This is a genomic window from Orrella marina (assembly GCF_003058465.1).
Classification (GTDB): Bacteria; Pseudomonadota; Gammaproteobacteria; order Burkholderiales; family Burkholderiaceae_B; genus Algicoccus; species Algicoccus marinus.
The window spans coordinates 3,168,071-3,189,598 of sequence record NZ_CP028901.1 but is presented as its reverse complement, the minus strand read 5'-3'; the positions used below and the strand labels follow the sequence as shown (position 1 = coordinate 3,189,598).

The 21,528-nt window shown below is 52.8% G+C and carries 16 protein-coding genes and 1 pseudogene; 12 read left to right on the top strand and 5 right to left on the bottom strand.

Annotation, left to right across the window (positions count from 1 at the left end; genetic code table 11):
• Window positions 1–4 precede the first annotated feature (4 nt).
• The 4 genes from DBV39_RS14555 to DBV39_RS14540 form a co-directional block, all read right to left on the bottom strand.
• Window positions 5–973: a TniB family NTP-binding protein gene (locus DBV39_RS14555; RefSeq protein ID WP_108622151.1), complete on the bottom strand. Its 969-nt coding sequence runs from the start codon at window positions 971–973 to the stop codon at window positions 5–7.
• Window positions 970–3,003 (bottom strand): Mu transposase C-terminal domain-containing protein, encoded by a 2,034-nt coding sequence (locus DBV39_RS14550; protein WP_108622150.1) that lies wholly within the window; start codon window positions 3,001–3,003, stop codon window positions 970–972. The genes DBV39_RS14555 and DBV39_RS14550 overlap by 4 nt, the downstream gene beginning before the upstream one ends.
• Complete coding sequence (locus tag DBV39_RS14545) at window positions 3,000–3,785, bottom strand: hypothetical protein (RefSeq protein WP_108622149.1); 786 nt, start codon at window positions 3,783–3,785, stop codon at window positions 3,000–3,002. The genes DBV39_RS14550 and DBV39_RS14545 overlap by 4 nt, the downstream gene beginning before the upstream one ends.
• 564 nt (window positions 3,786–4,349) lie before the next feature.
• A complete protein-coding gene (locus tag DBV39_RS14540; RefSeq protein ID WP_108622148.1) occupies window positions 4,350–4,874 on the bottom strand; it encodes a hypothetical protein in 525 nt (174 codons plus the stop codon).
• A gap of 279 nt (window positions 4,875–5,153) precedes the next feature.
• Here DBV39_RS14540 and DBV39_RS14535 point away from each other — a divergent pair.
• From DBV39_RS14535 to DBV39_RS14525, 4 genes and pseudogenes are all read left to right on the top strand, one after another.
• Window positions 5,154–5,315 (top strand): annotated as a pseudogene (locus DBV39_RS14535) (IS3 family transposase); the annotation flags it as partial.
• A 240-nt stretch (window positions 5,316–5,555) separates the two neighbouring features.
• Window positions 5,556–6,221 carry a YajG family lipoprotein gene (locus tag DBV39_RS14530; RefSeq protein WP_108622147.1) on the top strand — a complete coding sequence of 222 codons (666 nt, stop codon included), beginning with the start codon at window positions 5,556–5,558 and terminating at the stop codon, window positions 6,219–6,221.
• A gap of 263 nt (window positions 6,222–6,484) precedes the next feature.
• Window positions 6,485–7,030: a hypothetical protein gene (locus tag DBV39_RS19565; protein ID WP_159078969.1), complete on the top strand. Its 546-nt coding sequence runs from the start codon at window positions 6,485–6,487 to the stop codon at window positions 7,028–7,030.
• Window positions 7,020–8,216 (top strand): reverse transcriptase domain-containing protein, encoded by a 1,197-nt coding sequence (locus tag DBV39_RS14525; RefSeq protein ID WP_159078968.1) that lies wholly within the window; start codon window positions 7,020–7,022, stop codon window positions 8,214–8,216. Before DBV39_RS19565 ends, DBV39_RS14525 begins: the two co-directional genes overlap by 11 nt.
• 201 nt (window positions 8,217–8,417) lie before the next feature.
• Here the strand turns inward: DBV39_RS14525 and DBV39_RS14520 are convergent, their stop codons facing one another.
• Window positions 8,418–9,044, bottom strand: coding sequence for a tyrosine-type recombinase/integrase (locus DBV39_RS14520; RefSeq protein ID WP_108622145.1), 627 nt, complete (start codon window positions 9,042–9,044; stop codon window positions 8,418–8,420).
• A 425-nt stretch (window positions 9,045–9,469) separates the two neighbouring features.
• Between DBV39_RS14520 and DBV39_RS20055 the strand changes: the two genes are divergently transcribed.
• The 8 genes from DBV39_RS20055 (at window position 9,470) to DBV39_RS14480 (ending at window position 21,146) form a co-directional block, all read left to right on the top strand.
• Window positions 9,470–9,790 (top strand): hypothetical protein, encoded by a 321-nt coding sequence (locus DBV39_RS20055; protein WP_227870648.1) that lies wholly within the window; start codon window positions 9,470–9,472, stop codon window positions 9,788–9,790.
• Window positions 9,787–10,791, top strand: a complete 1,005-nt coding sequence (locus DBV39_RS20725) for a phosphoribosyltransferase-like protein (RefSeq protein ID WP_456093826.1) — start codon at window positions 9,787–9,789, stop codon at window positions 10,789–10,791. Before DBV39_RS20055 ends, DBV39_RS20725 begins: the two co-directional genes overlap by 4 nt.
• Window positions 10,792–10,955: 164 nt before the next feature.
• The gene (locus tag DBV39_RS14510; RefSeq protein WP_108622144.1) at window positions 10,956–12,131 is read left to right on the top strand and encodes a reverse transcriptase family protein; all 1,176 of its coding nucleotides are present in this window, start codon (window positions 10,956–10,958) and stop codon (window positions 12,129–12,131) included.
• A 276-nt stretch (window positions 12,132–12,407) separates the two neighbouring features.
• The gene (locus DBV39_RS14505; RefSeq protein ID WP_108622143.1) at window positions 12,408–13,262 is read left to right on the top strand and encodes a metallophosphoesterase; all 855 of its coding nucleotides are present in this window, start codon (window positions 12,408–12,410) and stop codon (window positions 13,260–13,262) included.
• Window positions 13,263–13,794: 532 nt separating this feature from the next.
• Window positions 13,795–16,587: a class I SAM-dependent DNA methyltransferase gene (locus DBV39_RS14495; RefSeq protein WP_108622141.1), complete on the top strand. Its 2,793-nt coding sequence runs from the start codon at window positions 13,795–13,797 to the stop codon at window positions 16,585–16,587.
• Window positions 16,584–17,921, top strand: coding sequence for a hypothetical protein (locus DBV39_RS14490; protein WP_159078967.1), 1,338 nt, complete (start codon window positions 16,584–16,586; stop codon window positions 17,919–17,921). Before DBV39_RS14495 ends, DBV39_RS14490 begins: the two co-directional genes overlap by 4 nt.
• Window positions 17,918–19,972, top strand: coding sequence for a DEAD/DEAH box helicase (locus DBV39_RS14485; RefSeq protein WP_108622139.1), 2,055 nt, complete (start codon window positions 17,918–17,920; stop codon window positions 19,970–19,972). Before DBV39_RS14490 ends, DBV39_RS14485 begins: the two co-directional genes overlap by 4 nt.
• Window positions 19,965–21,146, top strand: a complete 1,182-nt coding sequence (locus tag DBV39_RS14480; RefSeq protein ID WP_108622138.1) for a GIY-YIG nuclease family protein — start codon at window positions 19,965–19,967, stop codon at window positions 21,144–21,146. Before DBV39_RS14485 ends, DBV39_RS14480 begins: the two co-directional genes overlap by 8 nt.
• The last annotated feature ends 382 nt before the right edge of the window (window positions 21,147–21,528 follow it).

The window sequence follows — 21,528 nt, the reverse complement described above, 5'->3', positions numbered from 1 at the left end:
CATCTCATTGACCTCCCTCGATGGTTTGTGGAAGCGACATCAGGTTGCTCTCCATCACGCATCCATGGGCAGAGGCCAGTGCCGTGCTCGAAACGTTCTGCGTAGTAAAGGCTGGATAGTCCAGATGGCCCGCACTCTCGATCGTGGCTGCAGCCATCCGGCAATCCTCGAACGTCACCGGCCCTTGAGCACGACCTCTGAGCTGGGAAGCCAACTCCTGCATGAAGCGACTGACCACTCCGACCAGCCCTCCGGACAACAAGTAAAGCTGATCCACAAGATCATCCAGGCTCAGATCAATCGGCCATCCGTCTTGTTCGAACATGTCCGCGTAGGTGCCAACACAGGCACCAAACGCCATTTTCTGAGAAAAATCCCGGATATCGTATGGACGAAGCTCCCGTTTGGCCGAGGCACGCAAGCGAAACTGCTCGTTACTCTCGAACAGCTTCTGCAATCGTGGCACGCCCACCAGAATCAGCGTCAGATTCAGGTTATCTGCTGTCGACTTGAACCAGTCCCCGGCGGCCCGGGGTGGAACGCGCGCGCCTGCCTCAACCAGGTGACTCGCTTCTTCAAAGATAATCACGCGAGTTTGCGCCAGGCGCAGCTGATCCACCATCCGGTTGAACATGACACCGGAGGTCAGACCCAGACGGGGAATCGGCACCTGCAATGCCATCAATACACTTGCTGGCATCAGAACCGGAGAGATATTGGGCGGAATTGGAACCACCAGCACCGGTACCCTTCGTTTCCCATCAACCTTGATCTCCGGATTGGCCCTTGCCAATGTTCGGATCATCATTGATTTACCCGCGCGCGACGGACCAACCACCCATTCAATGCGAGACTCAGCACCATCACATGCATCACTAATGCGCAACTGCAAGGCCCGGTTCAAGTCTGCAAAGTGCGGATGCGGCAACTCGCACGATTCGATTTTCTTCTTCAGCTTCATTGCCGTATTCATTTCATCTCCTTGCCATCGTGGCGGTTAATAACCGGTAGCCTTTTAAAAGTCTCGCTCAAGGGGCGCTCTTTCCTGTCGGCCTCCTGCGGTTGTGGATCAGTTACCCGCGCGGTTTGTAGTTGTGCGGGCTGTGCCGGCGTGCCTGATGCCGACACCGGCGCAGATGACTCGGCTCGCTTGATTGCAGCGGTGTGCCTGACTGCGCTCTCCACGGCACGCGCCTTCTCCCTTCGAGCCTTTCTGCCACGCGGGGACTTGCTGGTTATTTCCGTAACGGACGCTTCATGCATGTCACGGCGAAACGCGACCATCAGCTCGGTGTCGCGCTTTTGTTCGCGCTCGCGCTGCAACACCTCCTTGATCTGACTAAACGAATAGGCCGGCGTTGAGTCGCTTACAAAGTCCCCAATCAAAGCGACCAGCCGACAGTCCTCACCTTCATTGACATAAACCTGCCGGACATCATCTGGATCAACCAGTATCTTGACCTTTTCCTCGCCCAACCTTGACAGCAAAATTGGGAGGTTGGGACCTCGATAGTTGATGCCCTCGATCGTGACGCCAGTCTTTCTGTTGAGCACTCTCTCATGGTGCGTGTATAGCGCCGATCGCCATTCTTTTATGCTTGGAGATGTCGGCATGGGCGTCATCAGGTCCTCGGTAATCGTCTTCCAGCGTTCAGCCGGCGTACTGCCAAGGTTTGTTTCGTCCAGGAAGTCCATTCGAAGGTGCCTTGTGAGCGGTGTATTGGCCCAGCTCTCGTAATACCAGCGCACAATCCAGCTCTCCAGCTCTTGAACCGTCATCAGCACATCGCCCAGCGCTATCGGATCTCTCATGCCGTCCTTTCGATCCATTCGCGTGCAACCGGGCAGAACCTGAATGGCCTCTTTCAAAGACTTGTTCAAGCGCTCAATGAAAGGCTTGCCGTGCGCGTGGTGAGACTTGCAGTGCATGGGGTCAATGCCCAGCCGAGTCAGATTGCTGATTCGCTCGCCTTTGGCCTCGGGGCCGTTATCAAAGACCAGCATCAGGGGTGAGCCATAACGGTCGTGTTTAGGGTCAAGCCCCAGACGTTCGAAGGCATGCGGTTTTGGGAACAGGGTTGATTCGATACAGCGCAAACCGTCAGACTCGCTCGGATGGCCGATGACCAGGTGCCAGCCAAGCGGCATGCTGGTACAACAATCAATCGCGTGTATCAGATAGATGGTTTCAGCCACGCCGTGTTTTGTCATGGCTTTGAACGGCAGGTGTACGGCATCCTGCTCGACCCGCTCAAAAGGTATGCGCGCCACGACCCGGTTCGCCCCGATTGACTTGGCTGCGGCCACCAGCTTGCCATCCATGCGTGATTTCTCCGGATCCACGCTGGCATGGGTATGAATGGTTTTTTTGATATATAGCTGACTGATTTTCTGGTCATACCCGATCAGCCCGCGATGACGCGCCTGGTCATTGATGTAGTGAACCAGATCACAAAGCGCCCACCGTGAGCCAACCCTCAAGTACAGCGTTCGGGCCGACTGCACAACAAGATCTACAACGGCCTGACCATATCGTGGCGTGCGGTTGCCTTTGTTCTTTGAACCACGCAGCAACGGCACGCCGTTTCGGTCGGAGATGAGATAGCGACTCAACGTCGCGCGAGACTTCCAGGCGATATCCGTGACCGCGTGTCTGGAATCCGATGTGGCGATCGCGTACGCTTTGCTGAAGCTGACGTTAAACTTTCGCTGAATGGCTTTGATGCTTTTGACTTGCTCCATTGCTGTGCGAAGCTCCTCGGCAAACTTCGGATCATCCTGTTCAGCAGGGCTGACACGCGGTGCATTTTTACGCTTGAGTACCAGCGTGCCGTCTACCAGGGCCTGATTGATGTCAGCCCAAGCGATGTAATCTTCCTGATGTTTGTCCAGATTGAACAACTTGATGCTGCCGCCACGGGGGTGAGGATCAACAACCTGGTAGAGCACCAGATCACTACCAGCCGGACAGATGGCGTCATTGACTCTAAGGGTTCTGTTCATCGGGACACCTTTCTGAGAAGCGAGAGATGCGCAAGATCACCGTCGGCTGAAGTCACCGCCATAGCGCCGTTGATCGGACGTTCGAGCACGTTTGCCGCCAGGACCCCGCTGACCAGCAACATGGGCACAAGGTTCGGATCAAGCGAAATCGCATTGCAAAGATCGTGCTCGGTGCGAGCACCTTGTTCGAGTGCTCTCGCGACCGAGCCAATCAGGTCATCACCCGGCCACAGGTCGATGCGAGATTTGGCCTTGGCCAGCATAGGAACATTGATCCTCATCGGATTGCGGTTGGACTTGGGCCAGACAATCTGCAGAAACTGCATGCCGCTTGCCTCGATCACGTCTCGCCCGCGTGCGATACGCATCTGATCATTGGCATTGCCCTCGTATCCCTCGAGTTTGAGTTCGATGGCAGCGCTGCCGCCAAGCGTCCAGTTCGCCAGAAAGTCAGGTGTGTAGAACTTCTGACCAATCCGTCCCCGATGGCGATGGCGCGCCTGCTTGACCAGCTCTGGAGATCGCAGGATTCGACGGTCAATAAGATCGACGGTGAAAGGTTGTGGCGCAAAGGACCGTACGGCCGGATCTAGCGTCAGCAAATGTGCGACGAGCCGCTCGAAATCTGACTCGACACTCATTATTCCGCTGGCCTTCAGGCTGTGAACGAGGTAGCGGGCCTTGCCATATGTGGGTGCTACCTTGCGCACACCGGTGTCAAAGCCGTGTCGACGGCCACGCGTGCCATACTGGCTGCTGGTATTGGAAACAGAGGGTTTCATGAGCGAATGCCTCCCTGCCTGAGTGCCTGCGCAGATGAACCGATCGCTGAACCCTGAGCGGCCACCCGATGGGCCGGCTCATTCCTTGTATAAATGGCGTGTGCACTATGTGCCATATCTGACTCCATGTTCTTGATAAAAATGAATAAAACGAACATGGGAGTTGCCATCTGACATTTGCCTGAAGGCAAACATCATCCTCCGGCCAATGCTTGACAGCATTGCCGTAACGAGGCACTATATGCACAGGTTCCGACGCCTGATGCACACAGTTTTGAAGTCAGCCACTTTCTGCAAAAAGCGGCTGACGTTGTGCAACTCCCCTCTACTTGGCTATGTCTGTGACATACGCACCCCTCCCTGCTCAGACTCGCTGAGATCAATAAAAAAATTCGACTTTATTTGGCTGATGCCACCAGTCAGTGTTTTCGTGTGTGGATATCGGCAACTGCGTAGCACTTGCAGTCCGCAATAAACATCTCATTCTTTCAACTTTACAGATAGGGGGGCTACGCAAACGAGCGAACTGACCATTTAACTTGCAAAAATCATCTTACGCCTGATTTATTGGGACGACAACTTGTTCTGTTTCTTGAAGTCTTCGATCATCTGAAGCAGAAAAGCATTGGCCGAGTCCTCGCGCAACGCTCCAAACCGCAATGAAGCCCAATCCCTCAAAAAGGATGCGGCGGTCTTACGATTGACGCCAATGTTTTCAGCAAGCAAAGTCGCTGGCGGAAACCAGTGCAGCGATCGCAACTCTGCAAGCCAGGGCATGCAGAACAACCACTTGTCCAGCGGAATATGCGAACGCGACATAATCGTGCCCGTTCGAACCGTGAAAACAAGTGGCTTTGATTCCCCCGAGGGGTGGGGGTGGGGTGCCGTGCAGCGGTAATACCCCGCGACACCATTTCGGGTCTGCTTGTAGATTGGATATCTTGGATCGCCTGGACCGCGGTTTGGATTGCAAACCGGGCAGACGGGCTTTCCACCTGGCCAGCGATATGCCTCGAACACCAGCCTTGCCTGCTCTACGGCATTCGCTTTGTGAACATAGACAGGCGGGGGCGGTAGGCTTGGATCCATCAATGAGAGGCTGTTTTCGCAGGGCCAAAACCGTTCCGGACAATTAATTCCGGTGGTTTTGTCAGCATAACATTGACGGATATTGCCAGCGAAAAGGTAGATTGAGCGCTTGTACCTGAGCTAATCTTTATATTGATTGATCAATGACAGCTTTCGGCCAGAAGCAGACGTTCACTGGAGGTCACCATCGAGTCCCATAGAAAGGACTCAAGCTGTTGTAAGGTACGATGCTTGTCAACAAGAATACCCATGTGTGCGATGCAGCGTAGATAACGCCGCTGGAAGACTGAAGCGGCGGTTGAACTAGTTACCCTAGAATGGGTGTCTTGGTTCAACCACTAGCGCTTGCTCGAATCCATCGATGACGTCCCACCTGCTGAAGCAGAAATACACTACTTTCAGCAACTTGCCGAACCGGTTGAGAGACTGATTTCACTCTAACCAAACCGTCTCCTCGGTTCTCGGTGTGATTCAAAACGGCATTTGCGAGCGGTTTCACAAGACGGCGTGGCGGCGCTGGCAGGCCGCTCTTAGCACCGTAGCTCAATATATTGAACAGAAACATCACGTGCCTTGTTGTGTACCGCCCTAAACCCGCACGCGTACCGACAAGTCCAAAGTGTATTATCCAAAAAGATTTGGCAGCATTGAGTCACTTTTATAATTAATGCGAGACAAATAATGCGAAAATCTTTTGCTCCCATAGTAGTGTTCCTCGCGGCGGTTGGCCTCTCAGGCTGCGCCTTAACCACTGAACAGATCGACTTGATCTACGTTCCAACGGAGGATGCTCAAGTCATTCAAGAGGCGGAAGGTAAGGCGGTCTTCGTACAGGTTAATGACAGCAGAATGGAAAAACCACAGGTCAGCGCGAAGAAGAACGGTTTCGGCATGGAGCTCGGTAAGATCCTCCCTAAGGAAGATGTGGCCATCACATTGCGCCGCGCTGTAGAGCAGGAACTCATTGCCCGAGGATTCTCCATTAGCGACAAAATGCCTCGTGTACTCTTGAGTGTTGACATTACCCGTTTCTGGAACGACTTTAAGTCGGGCTTTTGGGCCGGCGACGCCGTAGCAGATCTGACCATGTCAGTTCACGCTCAGAGTGATCCCGGGACGATTCTCTATTCTCGTAATCTGATCGTTCAAGGGATCGAAGAAAATATTCAGTTGGCAACTGGCTCTAACGCCAAACTGGCTCTTGACCGAGCCTTGCAAAAAGGCGTTCGAATGTTGTTCGATGACGAGCAGTTCTTGGCCGCTTTACTGAATGTAGATGAACGGCTGACCATTCGATCCAACCCTGTGATTGATACTCCGTCAGGTCAAAAAAGAAAGACGCTTTAGGCAATTACCGGCCAGAAGCGGACATTCTTCAAAATTTATATTTGGCTATAAATCTATGGGTTCTGATGTGGCAAGTACAACTGGGCGATTCGTTCCCTTCTTGTTGAGATAATAATTTCCACATTTAGTGAATTTCATTGAATTTCATTGAATTTTTACCAAATGTAGCTTTTTAAACGTAACCAGTTATACTTAACAAGTGGTAGCACCCTCAGGCATCTCTGCAGGTTGCGCTGCACGTTACCAAGCGGCCTAATGGCGCAATGGCGAGCAATCGCTTGTGCGTCATCGGCGGAATCAGCTGCAGGGACGACTCGCAAGAGACGCTCAGCAACGATGCTGCCGACGGAGCGGGAACGTCGCCCTCTACCCTCGGAGTTGTTGAGAAGGCGACTAACAAGCGTGTGGGGCGGTCAGGAGGCGGGGAGGCGGGTGAGCCACAAACGCCGATTTGCAGCATCTCGCTTTTCGCCCGATTTCGCGGTGTGCATGTTTTCGCCACCGCGTTTGCCGTGATTTTGTTGAATTTCAACGTCGGAAAAGGTGAAAGTATGAGCTTAATGAGACGCATTTGCATTGAAGTGGCTGCTACGGTGAATATTCGCATCCCTCAGGCATCTCTGCAGGTTGCGCTGCACGTTACCAAGCGGCAAAATGGCGCAATGGCGAGCAATCGCTTGTGCGTCATCGGCGGAATCAGCTGCAGGGACGACTCGCAAGAGACGCTCAGCAACGATGCTGCCGACGGAGCTTATTACTGCTGGTCCGAGGGGGACAACGCCAGCGGCGTTCCTAAATATGTCAACTAACGCTTTCACGCGGGTGTTGTCGTTGTCCGCGCTTACCAATGCGTGGGAAGAAATCTATCGAAAAGCTTCCCCAGCCTCAAGAAAAACGCTAGCTGTTGATGACTCGTGTCTTAATGACTACGCCGATAACTATCAACGAAATTTGCGAAAACTGAATAACTCTTTGAGAAATGGAAACTTCCATTTTCAAGAACTAAAACCATACAGAATCCCCCGCCCAAACGGTAAAAAAGACAGAGTAATTTGTGTTCCTACAGTTGACGACAGAGTCGTCCAGCGGGCGCTATTAAATTTTTTGTCTGATAAGTACCGTAACCAGTTGGACAATACAGTTAGCTTTGGATTTGTTTCAGGACGTTCAGTCAAAGATGCAGCTGATAAGGCTTGCAGAATTCGACGCAATCATCCATGGATTTTCAAAACTGATATCACCTCCTTTTTCGATAATATTGACCGCAAGCTTCTTCGCGAACGAATCTCAAAAATCGTAAAAGAAAAGACACTGCATCCAATTTTGTTTGCAGTACTTGATTGCGAGATACAAGGGGGCAAGAGGAGTACTGCAGACGCAATAAAAAAATTAGGAATAGTTAGAGGCAAAGGCATCCGGCAAGGAATGCCACTTTCGCCCTTACTTTCAAATCTTTTTCTTATCCCATTTGACAGCGCAACGAAACTGAGTGGTGCGAAGGCCGTTCGCTATGCAGATGACCTGATTTTCATGGCGGATAGTGAAGAGGAATGTAGAGGGCTACTAGAATTCTGTAAGGCAGAATTTAAGAATTTAAGCTTGACCATTCCAGAGCTATTCCCAGGTTCTAAATCAGAGATTTATGAACCAAATAGCCCTGCTGAATTTTTAGGTTTAGAGCTTACTGGACAAGATAAAGGTTGCGTCCTGCGGCTATCGGATAGTCAATTTGAACGCATTCGTGCAGAGCTTTTGAAATATGGCTCAATTAAAGAATTACTTAGCCAAGGGATTACCATGAAAAGCCTTGGAGCCAGCATAAATGCAAAGCGGAACGGATATTTGGCAGCTTATGATGTCTGCACAAACATAACCGAAGTGACAGACAAGCTAATGGATATAGAAAAAAAAGCACTTAGGAATTTGTACCGAGAGGGCCTGGGACTCGACCTAAAGGTTTTGTCAGCTGAAGCAAGAACCTTTCTTGGTATATGAGTTAGTACTCTCAATTCAACGGAGGTGTGGATCGCCCTGAATTTCACAGACACTCGGCAGACCATCGCAATCTTCTTCTTGTAGTTCGCCCAGCGCTTCAGATTCCAATCCGATGATATTTATAAATATTTTGCATGGATGTCCGCTTTGGGTCGGACAGCGACCAGTTGGGTGGCCGCACTGTCCGAGATTAAGTAAACATCACACTTCTGTCTGCTCTGCCATTTCAAGGGCGTCATCGACCTCGATGCCAAGGTATCGCACCGTGCTTTCGAGCTTGGTGTGACCGAGGAGCAATTGAACTGCCCTCAGGTTTTTTGTGCGACGGTAAATTAAAGATGCCTTTGTTCTTCGCATTGTGTGCGTTCCGTATGCTGTCGGATCTAAACCAATGGCGACCACCCAAGCATCGACTATCCGAGCGTATTGCCTGGTCGATAAGTGCAAAGATGCGTGGATCCGGCTTGAGAAAATGAAATCATCAGCGCGCAGTTGTTTGTAGCGTATCCATCTCACCAACGATTCGCGTGTTTGCTCAGTGATTTCAAATTGCACAGGGCGTTGGGTTTTTTGCTGCATAACAATCGCACGAGGTGCCACATGCTCCCCGTGTGCGATGTCTCGGACTCGTAGTTTCACCAAGTCGCAGGCCCGTAGCTTGCTGTCAATGGCGAGATTGAAAAGAGCAAGATTACGGAGATCGTTCGACAGTTGTAGTCGGACACGGATAGCCCATATGTCCTTGAGCTTTAACGGTGCTTTTTGCCCAACGAGCTTGCCCTTGTTCCATGGCTCGTGCGTTAAGGCAGTATGCACATTCGGTTTCATGAGGAGCTCCTTTTTATAGGGAAAGGAGTTTTAGTGTGCTGCCAATGACTCAAATTCCATAGGCTGTCGAGTGAGAACATGATCAAACGCTACCGACCCTTAGCAGTCGTTCATGTCTCGGCTACCGGTATCTGCTGAGCTGCCGGAGCGGTCCGCTGTGGCTGAACTCATCACCGACCTACAGCGGACAAGTCGATGGCTGATGAACGAATGGAGTAGGATAGGACGTGGTCCCTGAAGTTGTTTGCCTAAAGGTATCCACTAGCCGCCAGACATTGGCCTAGCCGTCACTAAACCCGGTCCGCTGCCGGGAACAAGGACACGTAGTTGTACTGAAAGATGTGCTGGAGGCGTCAAAAACCAAGGTTTGGACACGAGCCTAGCGTGAGATGAGAATTTACTCAGTTCACTGTAGAGGGATATGTATGACAGCAAATGCCAACGAAAAGGTACCAGCTAAAGCAACGATTCTTGAATCAGAAGCCGCTAAGGCATGGGTTCGGCAATTCGGAATTCGCGATCAGGCACTCGCATCCGAAATGCTTGGCAGCTTTGTCTTCGTCTCGCGGGACGAGTTCGCGACTGGTCTGAGAGACCAAGTCATGCTCCACGCGGATTCAGTCGATGGTCACATCGCGTTATACGCCGAGCGAGAGATGAGGCATCGGCTTAGAGTTCCACATCGGCTATTTAAAGAGACTAGAGCCAAAGTCAAGCGTGCGTATGGCGTCGGCCCTGCCCCGTGAAAGCCACGAAGGCATACCAACCGGAGGTTGGCAGCGAGGGTATTGTTGCCCAACTCATCACGGACCTCTGCCGTGCTCATCCAAAGCGGTTTCTAAACCACCCGGGGCCCGATGAAATTCGAAAAAAGCGAGTCCGGGCGTTTTGGGTGCTAACCGACTTTGTCGGGTCTGGCAAACGCGCGCATGACTACCTGTCAGCCGCTTGGAAAGTTCGGTCGGTCCGAAGTTGGAAGTCATACCGCTTCCTGCAGTTTGGTGTGCTTGCCTATGCGATGACGCAAGAGGGGAAAGACCGCATCAATTGCCACCCGTGTAGGCCCTTTACAGGGTGCGTTCAGCCATGCCCAACAATCTTCAGCGCGTTCGGAAGTGCGAAGGCGGACGCCTGCGTACGGCTATGCGAGAGATACGACCCGGTTGGCTCCGCTTCAGGCCCAGTCCAAGGCAACCCTGCTCTGGGATATGGCGGCGTTGGCGCTCTATTGGCATTTGCCCATGGAGCGCCCAACAACACTCCACGCCTCTTTCACAAGACTTCGACGCAGGCCAAGGGCTGGATCCCGCTGTTCCCATCACGAGTCACTGCCGGGCTTCCGATCTCGGGGTTTGGACGGAGCCTCCGCCCTGAAACAATTTCGGCTCGATTGGAAGCTCTTGGAAATACTGTTTTGGCCAAGTCACCGGCCGCAAGGGGTGCTCCTGTCGAGGTAAAGAAACGCTACTTAGTGCTGGCCGCCCTGTCCCGTGCTCATCGCGGTGATGACATCCTGGCCATCAAAACGGGCCTTTCGACTGCTGAGGTCAAGCAGGTCTGTCTGGAGCTTGAGGGACTTGGCTGGATAGGCAAACGTAGAGTCATAACGGACGCCGGATTGGGCGAGATGAGGCACCTTCGTCGCACTGGGATACAACGGAAGCAGCGCGCAGACACTATTGTTCAAGCACTCAAACCAACGTATTATCCTACCTCGTTGAGAGCGCCGGTTCTTTTGTCTAGTTGAAGAAGTGGCTTCGGCCATGGAACCATACCTTTTGGTACCGGACTCAGACTACTGCAGCTCCTATGGAATAGCGTCTGCTTGCGGCCAAGGTCGCCCGTCACTCTTACCGTGGCGGTGACTTCGGTGAGCGACGGGCGATCTCACCCCCTTGGGGGTCAAAGTAGATGGAAAACTGGCACCCTCAACACTACCAAGCCGTGGGTCACAGCCAAGGGATCTCGCCTGATGTTCTGGCTGCGGCGATGCAAACTGCGAAGGTCATCCTTCGCGTCAATCCGAGGCTTCAACCCGTTCTGACGCTGCGGCATCTCGCGTATCTGACGGATTGCGACTATGGATATTTGCGCGCCGTCATCGGTCGGGGCATCGAGAACCCTTATCGGGTATTTACGATTCACAAGCGGCCTGGTCCGAGCGGCAACGCTCGGTTTCGTACGATTTGTGCACCAGACTCCCAATTGCTAAAGGTTCAGCGGTGGCTGGTCACCAATATTCTAAATCATGCAACCGCAGCAGTTCACTCTACGAGTAAGGCGTTTGCCCCCGGCTGCACGCTCATGAAGGCGGCTGAAGCCCACTGTGGCGCTCGTTGGCTCATCAAGGTGGATGTTCAGAATTTCTTCGAGTCGGTCTCCGAAATCGCGGCGTACAGGGCATTTCGGAACCTCGGATATCAAGCGCTGGTATCGTTTGAACTAGCTAGGCTGTGTACCCGTCTGGGGCATAACACGCCAAGGCGTGGTCATGCTCAGTGGTTACGCAAAAAGGCAGGGGTTGCCTACAAGATTAGCAAGTACAACCATTCAATGGGAAGGATAGGGCATCTACCCCAGGGGGCGCCAACGAGTCCTATGCTTGCAAACCTAGCCATGCGCGCAGCCGATGCCGAGTTCGACAACCTCGCTCGTATAGATGGGATGACTTACACGCGGTACGCAGACGATTTGGTCTTTTCTACTTGCGACTCGGGATTCACCCGTGATAAAGCATCCGCAATCGTAGGTTCGGTATATCGGATTCTTGGGAAGTATGGCTTTTCGCCGAATGTAGCCAAGACCGAGATCGTCCCGCCGCGCGCCAGAAAAATCGTACTTGGCCTGCTGGTCGATGAGCCCTCTCCACGTCTACCCAGGGAATTCAAGGAGAAGATGCGTATGCATCTGTACTACCTGAAAAAAGATGGAATTGGGCCCGCTCGACATGCTAGCAAGCGCGGTTTCATCTCCGTGGCAGGCATGCGTAACGTCTTGTACGGCTTAGCGGCCTTCGCCACGCAGGTTGAACCGACCTACGGTAGCAGTCTTCGCCAAGACCTCGATGCCATTCCTTGGCCAACCTAAGTTTTTGCAAACGCAGCGAGGCAGTGCAAACGACATCGGTCTTGTCAAAGACGGGTTCTAGGAGAAGCTGACCTCTGTATAGGTTTTCGCGAGCGACTCAGTTCAGCCTGAAGCAGTCGGCCAGGCCTGCGTGGTGACCGGCTGCTCCTGGCCGTTTGCAGCCACTCACCCCTTAGACAAACAGTACCGCATCTGACCGAAGCGGTGTAACCTGATCAAAAGATTCTTGTTCCCCGTCAGCACACCTGCCGGATCAACACACCCCCTGCTTCAACCATGCAGCCACTTCACAAGCGCTTGCCCTCCAATACGAACGGACGCGATTTCATCGTCGGCGACATGCATGGCTGCTACGACTTGTTTGAAGTAGAGTTGGAGAAGGTCAGTTTCGATCCTGCTTGTGATCGCGTCATCAGTGTAGGTGACCTGATTGACCGAGGGCCGAACTCCCTGGCGTGCCTGCGCCTGCTCAAACAACCCTGGTTTCATGCGGTTCTTGGCAACCATGAAATCATGCTGCTCAATTACGCCTACCCTGCTCTGAGGTCCTGCCCGCTCTTGCAGAACGACGACCTGTTTCTCAAAAACGGCGGCAACTGGGTAGAGAGGCTCGATGATATAGGGCAGACAGAGCTGCACTACCAACTCTTACCCCTGGTTGCCGCCCTGCCCTTTGTCATCAGCGTGGGAGAAGGTTCGGACAGGTACCACGTGGTGCACTCAGAGCTGCTGACAGGCGACCCGGAGCTGAACACCCGCTTTTTTGCACAACAGAGTATCCACGAGAAACCCGTACCCGACAGGATCCTGACCGATGCTGAGCTCGATTCGTGCCCCGAGGATGTTCTGGGTACTATGCACGATGCCATGGTGTGGGGAAGACGGGTATTCAAAGCGGCCAAGCCTGGTCAGGCCCAAGCGGTTGATTCTCCGGCCGGCCGGCTTCTGGTGAGCCGAAAGCCATGGCACCCTGGACTGTCGCTCGTCTACGCCGGGCATACACCCGCATATCAGTTGCGACTGCACTCATCGCACTTCTTTCTCGACAGGGGAGCCTTTAAACGAGAGCCACACAGCTGCCTGCAACTGGTGTGCCATCAGCAGATTCATCCTTGGCTAACAGGACTTTGATCGCAAAGACCTGAGAACAACCCGTCAGCAACTTGCAAACAACACTCGATCCATCAGCAGAACCGGACAATGACATCTGCTGGAACATCGCTCCTGCCAAAGAAACCAAAGAGACTGAACATGCCGATGCCGGACGAAGTTGCCATCAAATCCGGTGCAGTTGCGACAGCACATCAGTCGTGAGATGTTTGAAAAGAGAGCTGTGACCTGTAACCTGCGATTGATGACACCAAAACCGATCGTCTCGATGGATTATCGCAACAACGATGATGCAGGCTGGACGGCGGACTAGGAAAGCCGGATGTTGGGTCGTACTGAATCTTCCGACCAGCTGGTCGTGGTCACGACACCACTCCCGGCCACGGCAGACAAGGAGGATCGCGCAATCTTGCAGCAATTTGAGCAACGTCAGGTTAGTGGTAAGTTCCTATTAATAAGCATGACTACGATCTGCAAGAAAGCGCCTCGTTTTGCTGTGTAGCCAACCTGATCCTCCAACACGAACAAATTTTTTCGACGGGCAAGATGCCAGATGAACGCGGTTGAAATCGAACAAGCCATCACAGACCTTGCGGAGCAGCCATTTGATCCAGCAGTGTTCCCCTATGCATTCCTCGAGGCCTTCGGCAACAAAGCGACGACGATCAAACGCCTCCAAGTCGGCACAACGAACAAATCCGACCTTGGTGGTGTTTTACAGACCAGCAATATCCACATCCTGACTTGCGATGCAGGGCAGGTGACACAGACACTCACCGCGCTGAAATCCAGTCCAGCCACAGTCAGGGCCAAAGCGAAGTTCGTCCTGGCCACCGATGGCGTGGACTTTGAGGCAGAGGACCTGACCAGCGGCGAGACGGTGGCCTGTGCCTTCAAGGATTTTCCAGACCATTTCGGTTTCTTCTTGCCGCTCGCGGGTATCAGTACCGTTCGCCAGATCAGCGAAAACGCCTTTGATATCCGTGCAACCAGTCGACTGAACCGACTTTATGTTCAATTGCTAAAAGACAATCCTGAATGGAGCACAGCCGAACGTCGACACGACATGAACATCTTCATGGCGCGGCTGATCTTCTGCTTCTTCGCGGAAGACACGGATATCTTCATCGGCAAGGGGCGTTTTACCGAAACCATCACCCAGATGAGCACCAGAGACTCATCCAATACGCACGAGGTCATCGCAACACTTTTCCGTTCGATGAACACCAAGCGCGAAGAGCGCACGGCGGCCAACATTCCCCGCTGGGCAGAAGAATTTCCCTACGTCAATGGACGCTTGTTTTCCGGCGCTGACGAAGTGCCACGATTCAGCAAGATCGCCCGATCCTACCTGCTGCACGTCGGCGGTTTGGACTGGACCAGAATCAACCCGGACATCTTCGGCTCGATGATCCAGGCGATTGCCGAGGACGATGAACGTGGTGAGCTGGGGATGCACTACACCAGTGTCCCCAATATTCTGAAGGTCCTGAACCCGTTGTTCCTGGATGATCTTCGCTCCAGGCTGGAAGAAGCCGGTGACAACCAGAGAACCTTGCTGAATTTGCGCAAGCGCATCGCCAGGATCAGGGTCTTTGACCCGGCGTGTGGTTCAGGAAATTTTCTGGTCATCGCCTACAAAGAAATGCGTGCCATCGAAGCCGAGATCAACCTTCGGCGTGGGGAGCGCGATCGAGCATCAGACATTCCTTTGACCAATTTTCGTGGCATTGAGCTACGCGATTTCCCTTCAGAGATTGCACGCCTGGCCCTGATCATCGCAGAGTACCAGAGCGATGTTTTATACCGAGGACAAAAACTGGCCCTCGCTGAGTTCCTGCCTTTACGCAACGAAAACTGGATCGTCTGCGGCAATGCACTGCGACTCGACTGGGAAAAAGTATGCCCATCAGAGAACAATACGGTCAGACTGATCTCTGACGATCTGTTTCAAACTCCGCTTGATCAAACCGAAATCAATTTCAGCAACGAGGGTGGAGAAGTCTACATCTGCGGCAATCCGCCGTATCTTGGATCCACGTGGCAAGACTCGTACCAAAAGGCTGACCTACAAGGAGTCTTTGCGCATCGTTGCAAGAGCTGGAAATCATTGGACTACGTAGCTGGTTGGTTCATGAAGGCAGCTGATTACTGTGCACGCAACATTGCAAGCGCTGCCTTTGTATCGACCAATTCCATCTGCCAGGGGCAGCAAGTTCCCGTACTGTGGCCACTTATTTTCAGCACAGGCAGTCGGATTCACTTTGCCCATACGTCCTTCAAATGGGCCAATCTGGCCAGCCACAATGCTGGAGTAACGGTGGTGATTGTCGGTCTTTCAGCATCCCCGCCTGCGTTGCGAAAGCTATATACCCCGGACCTCGAAGACAAGTTCGATGGGATGATTCTCAAAGAGGTCGACAACATCAATGCTTACTTGGTTTCAGGATCGAACACCATTGTCGAGAAAGCTTCAAAGCCGCTTTCGGAACAGTCTGAGATGAGTTTCGGAAACAAGCCTGTAGATGGTGGGCATCTGCTTTTGTCAGCATCGGAGGCTGACGCATTGGGCTTAACCAAAGCACAAGAACGCCGATTCATTCGTCGCATTTATGGATCAGCAGAGTTCATCCGGGGGCTGGAACGTTACTGTCTCTGGATTGATGATCAGCACCTAAACGAAGCTCAATCCATTCCAACCATTCACAAGAGAATCGAAGGCGTTCGTTCCATGCGACTGGAGAGCAGGGACAAGGGGGCCAATGAGATGGCTCAGCGTTCTCACCAGATGAGAGAAATGCGTATAGGAACCAAATGGACAATCGTAACCCCGCGGACCTCATCCGAAGGTCGACCATACTTACCTTGTGGTTTGATTGACTCAAACAGCACCATAACCAGCGAAGCTTTTGCTATGTTCGAGGCTCCCCTCTGGAACATGGCACTCGTCGCCAGTCGCCTGCACCTGGTCTGGGTTGCCACAGTCTGCGGCAAGATGAAAACTGACTTTCGTTACTCCAACACCCTTGGCTGGAACACGTTCCCAGTCCCCACCCTCACCGAGAAAAACAAGGCTGATCTCACGCGCTGCGCTGAAGACATTCTGCTGGCCCGAGAGCATCACTTCCCGGCGACGATCGCTGACCTGTACGACCCCGAGAAAATGCCTGCCGATCTTCGCGCTTCGCATGAGCGCAATGACGAAGTTCTGGAACGGATCTACATCGGCCGACGCTTCAAAAACGATACCGAACGGTTGGAGAAGCTCTTTGACCTCTACACCAAGACGACGGCGACCACGGGAAAAGTAACACCAAGAAAAACTAGCTCGCGGAGGAACGCATGAGTCGACCAGATCCTCTCATGCCTGCATACGATTTCTCTTCTGCACCGGAAACGGTCGTTCTGATGCGAGGGCAAGCGGAAATTGGATTGGACAACGAAAAGTTTGCGGGGACGGCTGACCTACTGCTGAGATTTCAACCACGCCAACGACTGATCTTTAACGCAAAGTCCCAAGCCTCAACTAGAGCAGCATTTCATTTTCTATTTCCAGATCAGTTCAGAACGTCACTTTCATTCAATGGTCATGAGATAGAGGGATTCTATGGACCATTCAAATCAAACTCTGGATCCGGAATCATAGAGCTTGATTGGCATCCAAAATCTGAGCCTGTCATGCTGTCTGACATGCAGTCCAAAACATCAGTTTCTGCAATTCTGCATCTTTTCAATTTCCCTGAATTCAGAGGAGGACAACATCAAGCCGCTGCGCCTTCTGGATGCCAGATCCTGGTTCTGGAATCAGATGAATGGCGAATTTCCATCCAATCATTGCCAAACCATGCCACCTATCAAGCATGGGAAAGAATCAGAAATGAGGATGGGTGTTTCCTGACACATGTAGCAAAGGTGGAGCGCAAAGACAGAGCTCTCTTTTCAGGTGATGACGCACGTGAAGTCAGCTTTCTGCTCTCCAATTTCCTTTCGTTCATCAAAGGTAGCCGGTATTGGACTGTATGTGAGGTTGGGTTCGATCAGACAGGAAATCGAACTTGGGAGACCTTCGCTTCACCGCATATTGGCAAACCACCTTATTCATGGTTCAACCCACACCAAGGCAGTCAGGCTGAAATCCTGTTCCCTCTGTTCGCGACGCGCTGGCAACAGTCAGAGGAATGGATGAAATGTCTACGGTCAGCAATCTATTGGTATCTACAGGCCAACACGAGCGGTGGGTCGCTTGGTATCGATTCAGCCATCATCCTTGCACAAGCTGCGTTTGAGCGCCTGGCCTATCAACACCTGGTCGTAGACAAGAAGATGATATCGCCGGAAGGGCTCAACCGATTAAAAGCGTCAGACCAGCTACGACTATTATTTTCAAGCTTGGACATCCCTGTCTCGATTGGTGATGCAACGCCAAGCATTAAAGGGTCGGCTTCTCAACTCAAGTGGGAGGATGCCCCTCACGCCTTGACTGAAATCCGCAATGAGCTTGTTCACCCTGTCAGCAAGAAGCGGATCCGTGCATGCATATTTGACGCATGGAAATTAAGCCTGTGGTACTTGGAGCTATCTGTGCTGGCGTTATGTGGGTATGACGACACGTACACCAATCGGTTGACCGCCAAGTACGTCGGCGAATCAGAAAAAGTGCCATGGAGTAAATCCACATGAGCGAAAAAATGAAATCCGTACCCTCCGTATCTGTCACCTATGCGCGCAATGGCGCATCAACCAAGTCCAACGAGTTTGGTATGCGACCCATGCAGGAGCGCGCTTATGAAAAGCGGGGTGAACAGTACCTTCTCATCAAGTCGCCACCGGCATCGGGCAAGAGCCGTGCGCTCATGTTCATCGCGCTCGACAAGCTTCAGAACCAGGGTCTCAGGCAAGCCATCATCGTCGTCCCAGAAAAGTCCATCGGTGCCAGCTTCAATGACGAACCTCTATCAGATTTTGGTTTCTGGGCTGACTGGCATGTGGAGCCAAAGTGGAACCTGTGCAATGCGCCCGGCAATGACGGCGGTGGCAAGGTCCGCTCCCTGGGCACGTTTCTCGAAAGTGATGACCAGGTGTTGGTCTGTACGCACGCCACCTTTCGTTTTGCCGTGGATGCCTATGGCGTGGAAGCCTTTGATGCTCGGCTGATCGCGGTGGACGAATTCCATCATGTGTCGGCCAACCCGGATAACAAGCTTGGCGCCCACCTCGGACAATTCATCGAACGCGACAAGGTTCACATTGTTGCCATGACTGGCTCATATTTCCGCGGTGACGCCGAGGCGGTAATGGCCCCGACTGACGAATCAAAGTTCGATACTGTCACCTACACGTACTACGAGCAGTTAAACGGTTACGAACACCTCAAGCACCTGGACATCGGCTACTTCTTTTACAGCGGCTCGTATGTCGATGACATTCTCAATGTCCTCGATCCATCCGAAAAAACCATCCTGCACATCCCCAACGTCAACTCGCGTGAGAGCACGAAAGACAAGATGCGCGAGGTGGAACACATCATTGAGGCCTTGGGTGAGTGGCAGGGCATCGATCCCGCCACAGGATTCCAGCTCGTGAAGTGCCCGGACGGAAGGATCTTGCGCATCGCGGATCTGGTCGATGACGACTCTTCCAAACGGGACCGGGTTTCCGCCGCACTGAAAGACCCGAAACAGAAGAACAATCGGGATCATGTCGACATCATCATTGCGCTGGGCATGGCCAAAGAAGGCTTTGACTGGATCTGGTGTGAGCATGCACTGACGGTAGGCTACCGCGCGAGCCTGACTGAGATCGTGCAGATCATTGGCCGCGCAACCCGTGACGCACCGGGAAAGACCCACGCCCGTTTCACCAACCTGATTGCCGAGCCGGCAGCCACGGAGGAAGCGGTAACCGAAGCCGTCAACGACACGTTGAAAGCCATCGCTGCCAGCTTGTTGATGGAACAGGTGCTGGCACCCCGATTCGAGTTCAAACCCAAGAACGCCGAGAGTGTCCCGACACTGGGTTTTGATTACGGCGAAAACGGATATGATCCGAACCGTTGCAATGTTGGTGTCAATGAAGCCACTGGTGTGTACCAGATCGAAATCACTGGACTTGCCGAGCCCAAAAGCAAGGAAGCCGAGCGCATCTGCAAAGAGGATCTGAATGAGGTGATTGCCGCCTTTGTTCAGGACAAGACCAACATCGAGCGGGGCCTGTTTGATGAGGATCTGGTGCCTGAGGAACTAACCCAGGTTCGGCTGGGAAAAATCATCAAGGACAAGTACCCTGATCTTGATCCCACTGACCAGGAAGCCGTGCGTCAGCACGCCGTCGCAGCACTGAACCTCACCCAACAAGCCAAAGGCCTCGTGAACGATGGCGAACGTGACGGGTCGCCCAACACCGCACTACTCGATGGGGTGCGCCGATTTGCCATGGATGTGCGTGACCTGGACATTGACCTGATCGATCGGATCAACCCATTTGGTGAGGCCTACGCCATTCTTTCAAAGACCATGAGTGAAGAGAGCTTGAAACAGGTTGCTGCTGCCATTTCCGCCAAACGAACAACGCTGACGCCGGAGGAGGCGCGGGAGTTGGCCATCCGTGCTGTTCAATTCAAACGGGAACGAGGCCGTATCCCAGCGCTCGACGCCCAGGACCCATGGGAGAAACGGATGGCAGAAGGTGCCACAGTCTTCATGCGTTTCAAGGCAGAGGGGCGATATGAGTGATCACGACCTCGATGCGTTGGCTGAAGAACTGTCCGAATTTGCACCGAAGGAAAAGAAAGCCGGACGATCTGCCCGGGAAGAACGAATCATCGCAGGCTTCGAAGACATTCAGCGTTTTTTTGAGAAACATGGACGTCCTCCACTGCACGGGGAAGGACGGGACATTTTCGAGCGCCTGTACGCCGTGCGCCTGGATCGACTGCGTGCGCTGCCGGACTGCCGGGCGTTACTGGAGCCCCTGGATCATCAGGGATTGCTCGATGTCGTGAAAGCATCCATTGAGCCCACAATGGATGCGCCGCTGGATCTGGACAGTCTGGCAGCCGAGCTCGTAGACGCTGCGGACACCACTGACATCACGGTCATGCGCCATGTTCGAACCAGCGCAGAAAAAAGAGCCGCCGAAGAGGTTGCAGCCCGACAAGCATGTGAGGATTTTGAGTCATTCAAAGACCTGTTTGAACAGGTTCGAATGGATCTGAAGTCGGGCATCCGGATCACACGGCCCTTCGGACAGTACGCCACGATTGAGGTGGGCCACTGGTTCATTCTCGATGGACAAACCGCCTATGTAGCTGAACAAGGCGAAGAGTTCGATTCACCCCAGGGCAAGAAGGACGCTCGTTTGCGCGTCATTTTCTCCAATGGCACCGAAAGCAACATGCTTCGCTTGTCCCTGGCTCGCGCCCTCTACAAAGATGACACATCGCGACGGATCACTGATCCTGACCTGGGTCCCTTGTTCAGCGACACTCTGGAAGAAGGAGATCTGGAGAGTGGAACCATCTATGTGCTGCGTTCGTGGTCCGATCACCCATACGTGGCCCAACACCGGGACGTGATTCACAAGATCGGGGTCACCGGTGGCAAGGTGGAAACACGGATTGCCAACGCCGAACTCGAATCCACTTATCTATTGGCCAAAGTCGAGGTGGTCGCAACCTACAAGTTGGCCGGCATCAACCGCACCAAGATGGAAAACATCTTCCACAGACTGTTTGCACCAGCCCGCCTGAACATCACCATCAACGATCGGTTTGGCAACCCGGTGCAACCCGAAGAATGGTTCCTGGTCCCGCTGTTCGTCATCGATGAGGCTGTCTCGCGGATCAAGGACGGAAGCATTACCGACTACATCTATGATCCGAGCGAAGCGAGACTGATCAAAAAGTAGATATTGTCCGTAGGCAGAGCGATCGCCCTCGAAAAACCGCCCGTCTGATCACAAATCAGGACCCATCAACAATAGCTATCAAAGCAAATAGACCCATAAACATCTGTAGGATCCGATTAGAACTTAGATTGAGCGATCAACGGATCAAGAACTTAGAAATCTTAAATCGGACACTCAAATCGATCCGTCCGGTTTTGGTTAGATTTTCCTACTAAGATTGGCTTTCAATCAACTACTTGAAACTGTCTCCCGCCTAACGAACAGTCTTTTCCTGGCTACTTCACCAGAACCGACCGAGAAACAAGATATCACTGCAATCGAACTGAGGATAATTGAGGAATGAAAACGGGCGAAGAAGCTTGACCAGGTTGGCGGATCTGGC

What these genes read in the sequence shown, in the direction of transcription:
- DBV39_RS14555 (WP_108622151.1), bottom strand. Translation starts at nt 973, where the DNA reads ATGAATACGGCAATGAAGCTGAAGAAGAAAATCGAATCGTGCGAGTTG.
- DBV39_RS14550 (WP_108622150.1), bottom strand. Translation starts at nt 3,003, where the DNA reads ATGAACAGAACCCTTAGAGTCAATGACGCCATCTGTCCGGCTGGTAGT.
- DBV39_RS14545 (WP_108622149.1), bottom strand. Translation starts at nt 3,785, where the DNA reads ATGAAACCCTCTGTTTCCAATACCAGCAGCCAGTATGGCACGCGTGGC.
- DBV39_RS14540 (WP_108622148.1), bottom strand. Translation starts at nt 4,874, where the DNA reads ATGGATCCAAGCCTACCGCCCCCGCCTGTCTATGTTCACAAAGCGAAT.
- DBV39_RS14530 (WP_108622147.1), top strand. Translation starts at nt 5,556, where the DNA reads ATGCGAAAATCTTTTGCTCCCATAGTAGTGTTCCTCGCGGCGGTTGGC.
- DBV39_RS19565 (WP_159078969.1), top strand. Translation starts at nt 6,485, where the DNA reads ATGGCGAGCAATCGCTTGTGCGTCATCGGCGGAATCAGCTGCAGGGAC.
- DBV39_RS14525 (WP_159078968.1), top strand. Translation starts at nt 7,020, where the DNA reads ATGTCAACTAACGCTTTCACGCGGGTGTTGTCGTTGTCCGCGCTTACC.
- DBV39_RS14520 (WP_108622145.1), bottom strand. Translation starts at nt 9,044, where the DNA reads ATGAAACCGAATGTGCATACTGCCTTAACGCACGAGCCATGGAACAAG.
- DBV39_RS20055 (WP_227870648.1), top strand. Translation starts at nt 9,470, where the DNA reads ATGACAGCAAATGCCAACGAAAAGGTACCAGCTAAAGCAACGATTCTT.
- DBV39_RS14510 (WP_108622144.1), top strand. Translation starts at nt 10,956, where the DNA reads ATGGAAAACTGGCACCCTCAACACTACCAAGCCGTGGGTCACAGCCAA.
- DBV39_RS14505 (WP_108622143.1), top strand. Translation starts at nt 12,408, where the DNA reads ATGCAGCCACTTCACAAGCGCTTGCCCTCCAATACGAACGGACGCGAT.
- DBV39_RS14495 (WP_108622141.1), top strand. Translation starts at nt 13,795, where the DNA reads ATGAACGCGGTTGAAATCGAACAAGCCATCACAGACCTTGCGGAGCAG.
- DBV39_RS14490 (WP_159078967.1), top strand. Translation starts at nt 16,584, where the DNA reads ATGAGTCGACCAGATCCTCTCATGCCTGCATACGATTTCTCTTCTGCA.
- DBV39_RS14485 (WP_108622139.1), top strand. Translation starts at nt 17,918, where the DNA reads ATGAGCGAAAAAATGAAATCCGTACCCTCCGTATCTGTCACCTATGCG.
- DBV39_RS14480 (WP_108622138.1), top strand. Translation starts at nt 19,965, where the DNA reads ATGAGTGATCACGACCTCGATGCGTTGGCTGAAGAACTGTCCGAATTT.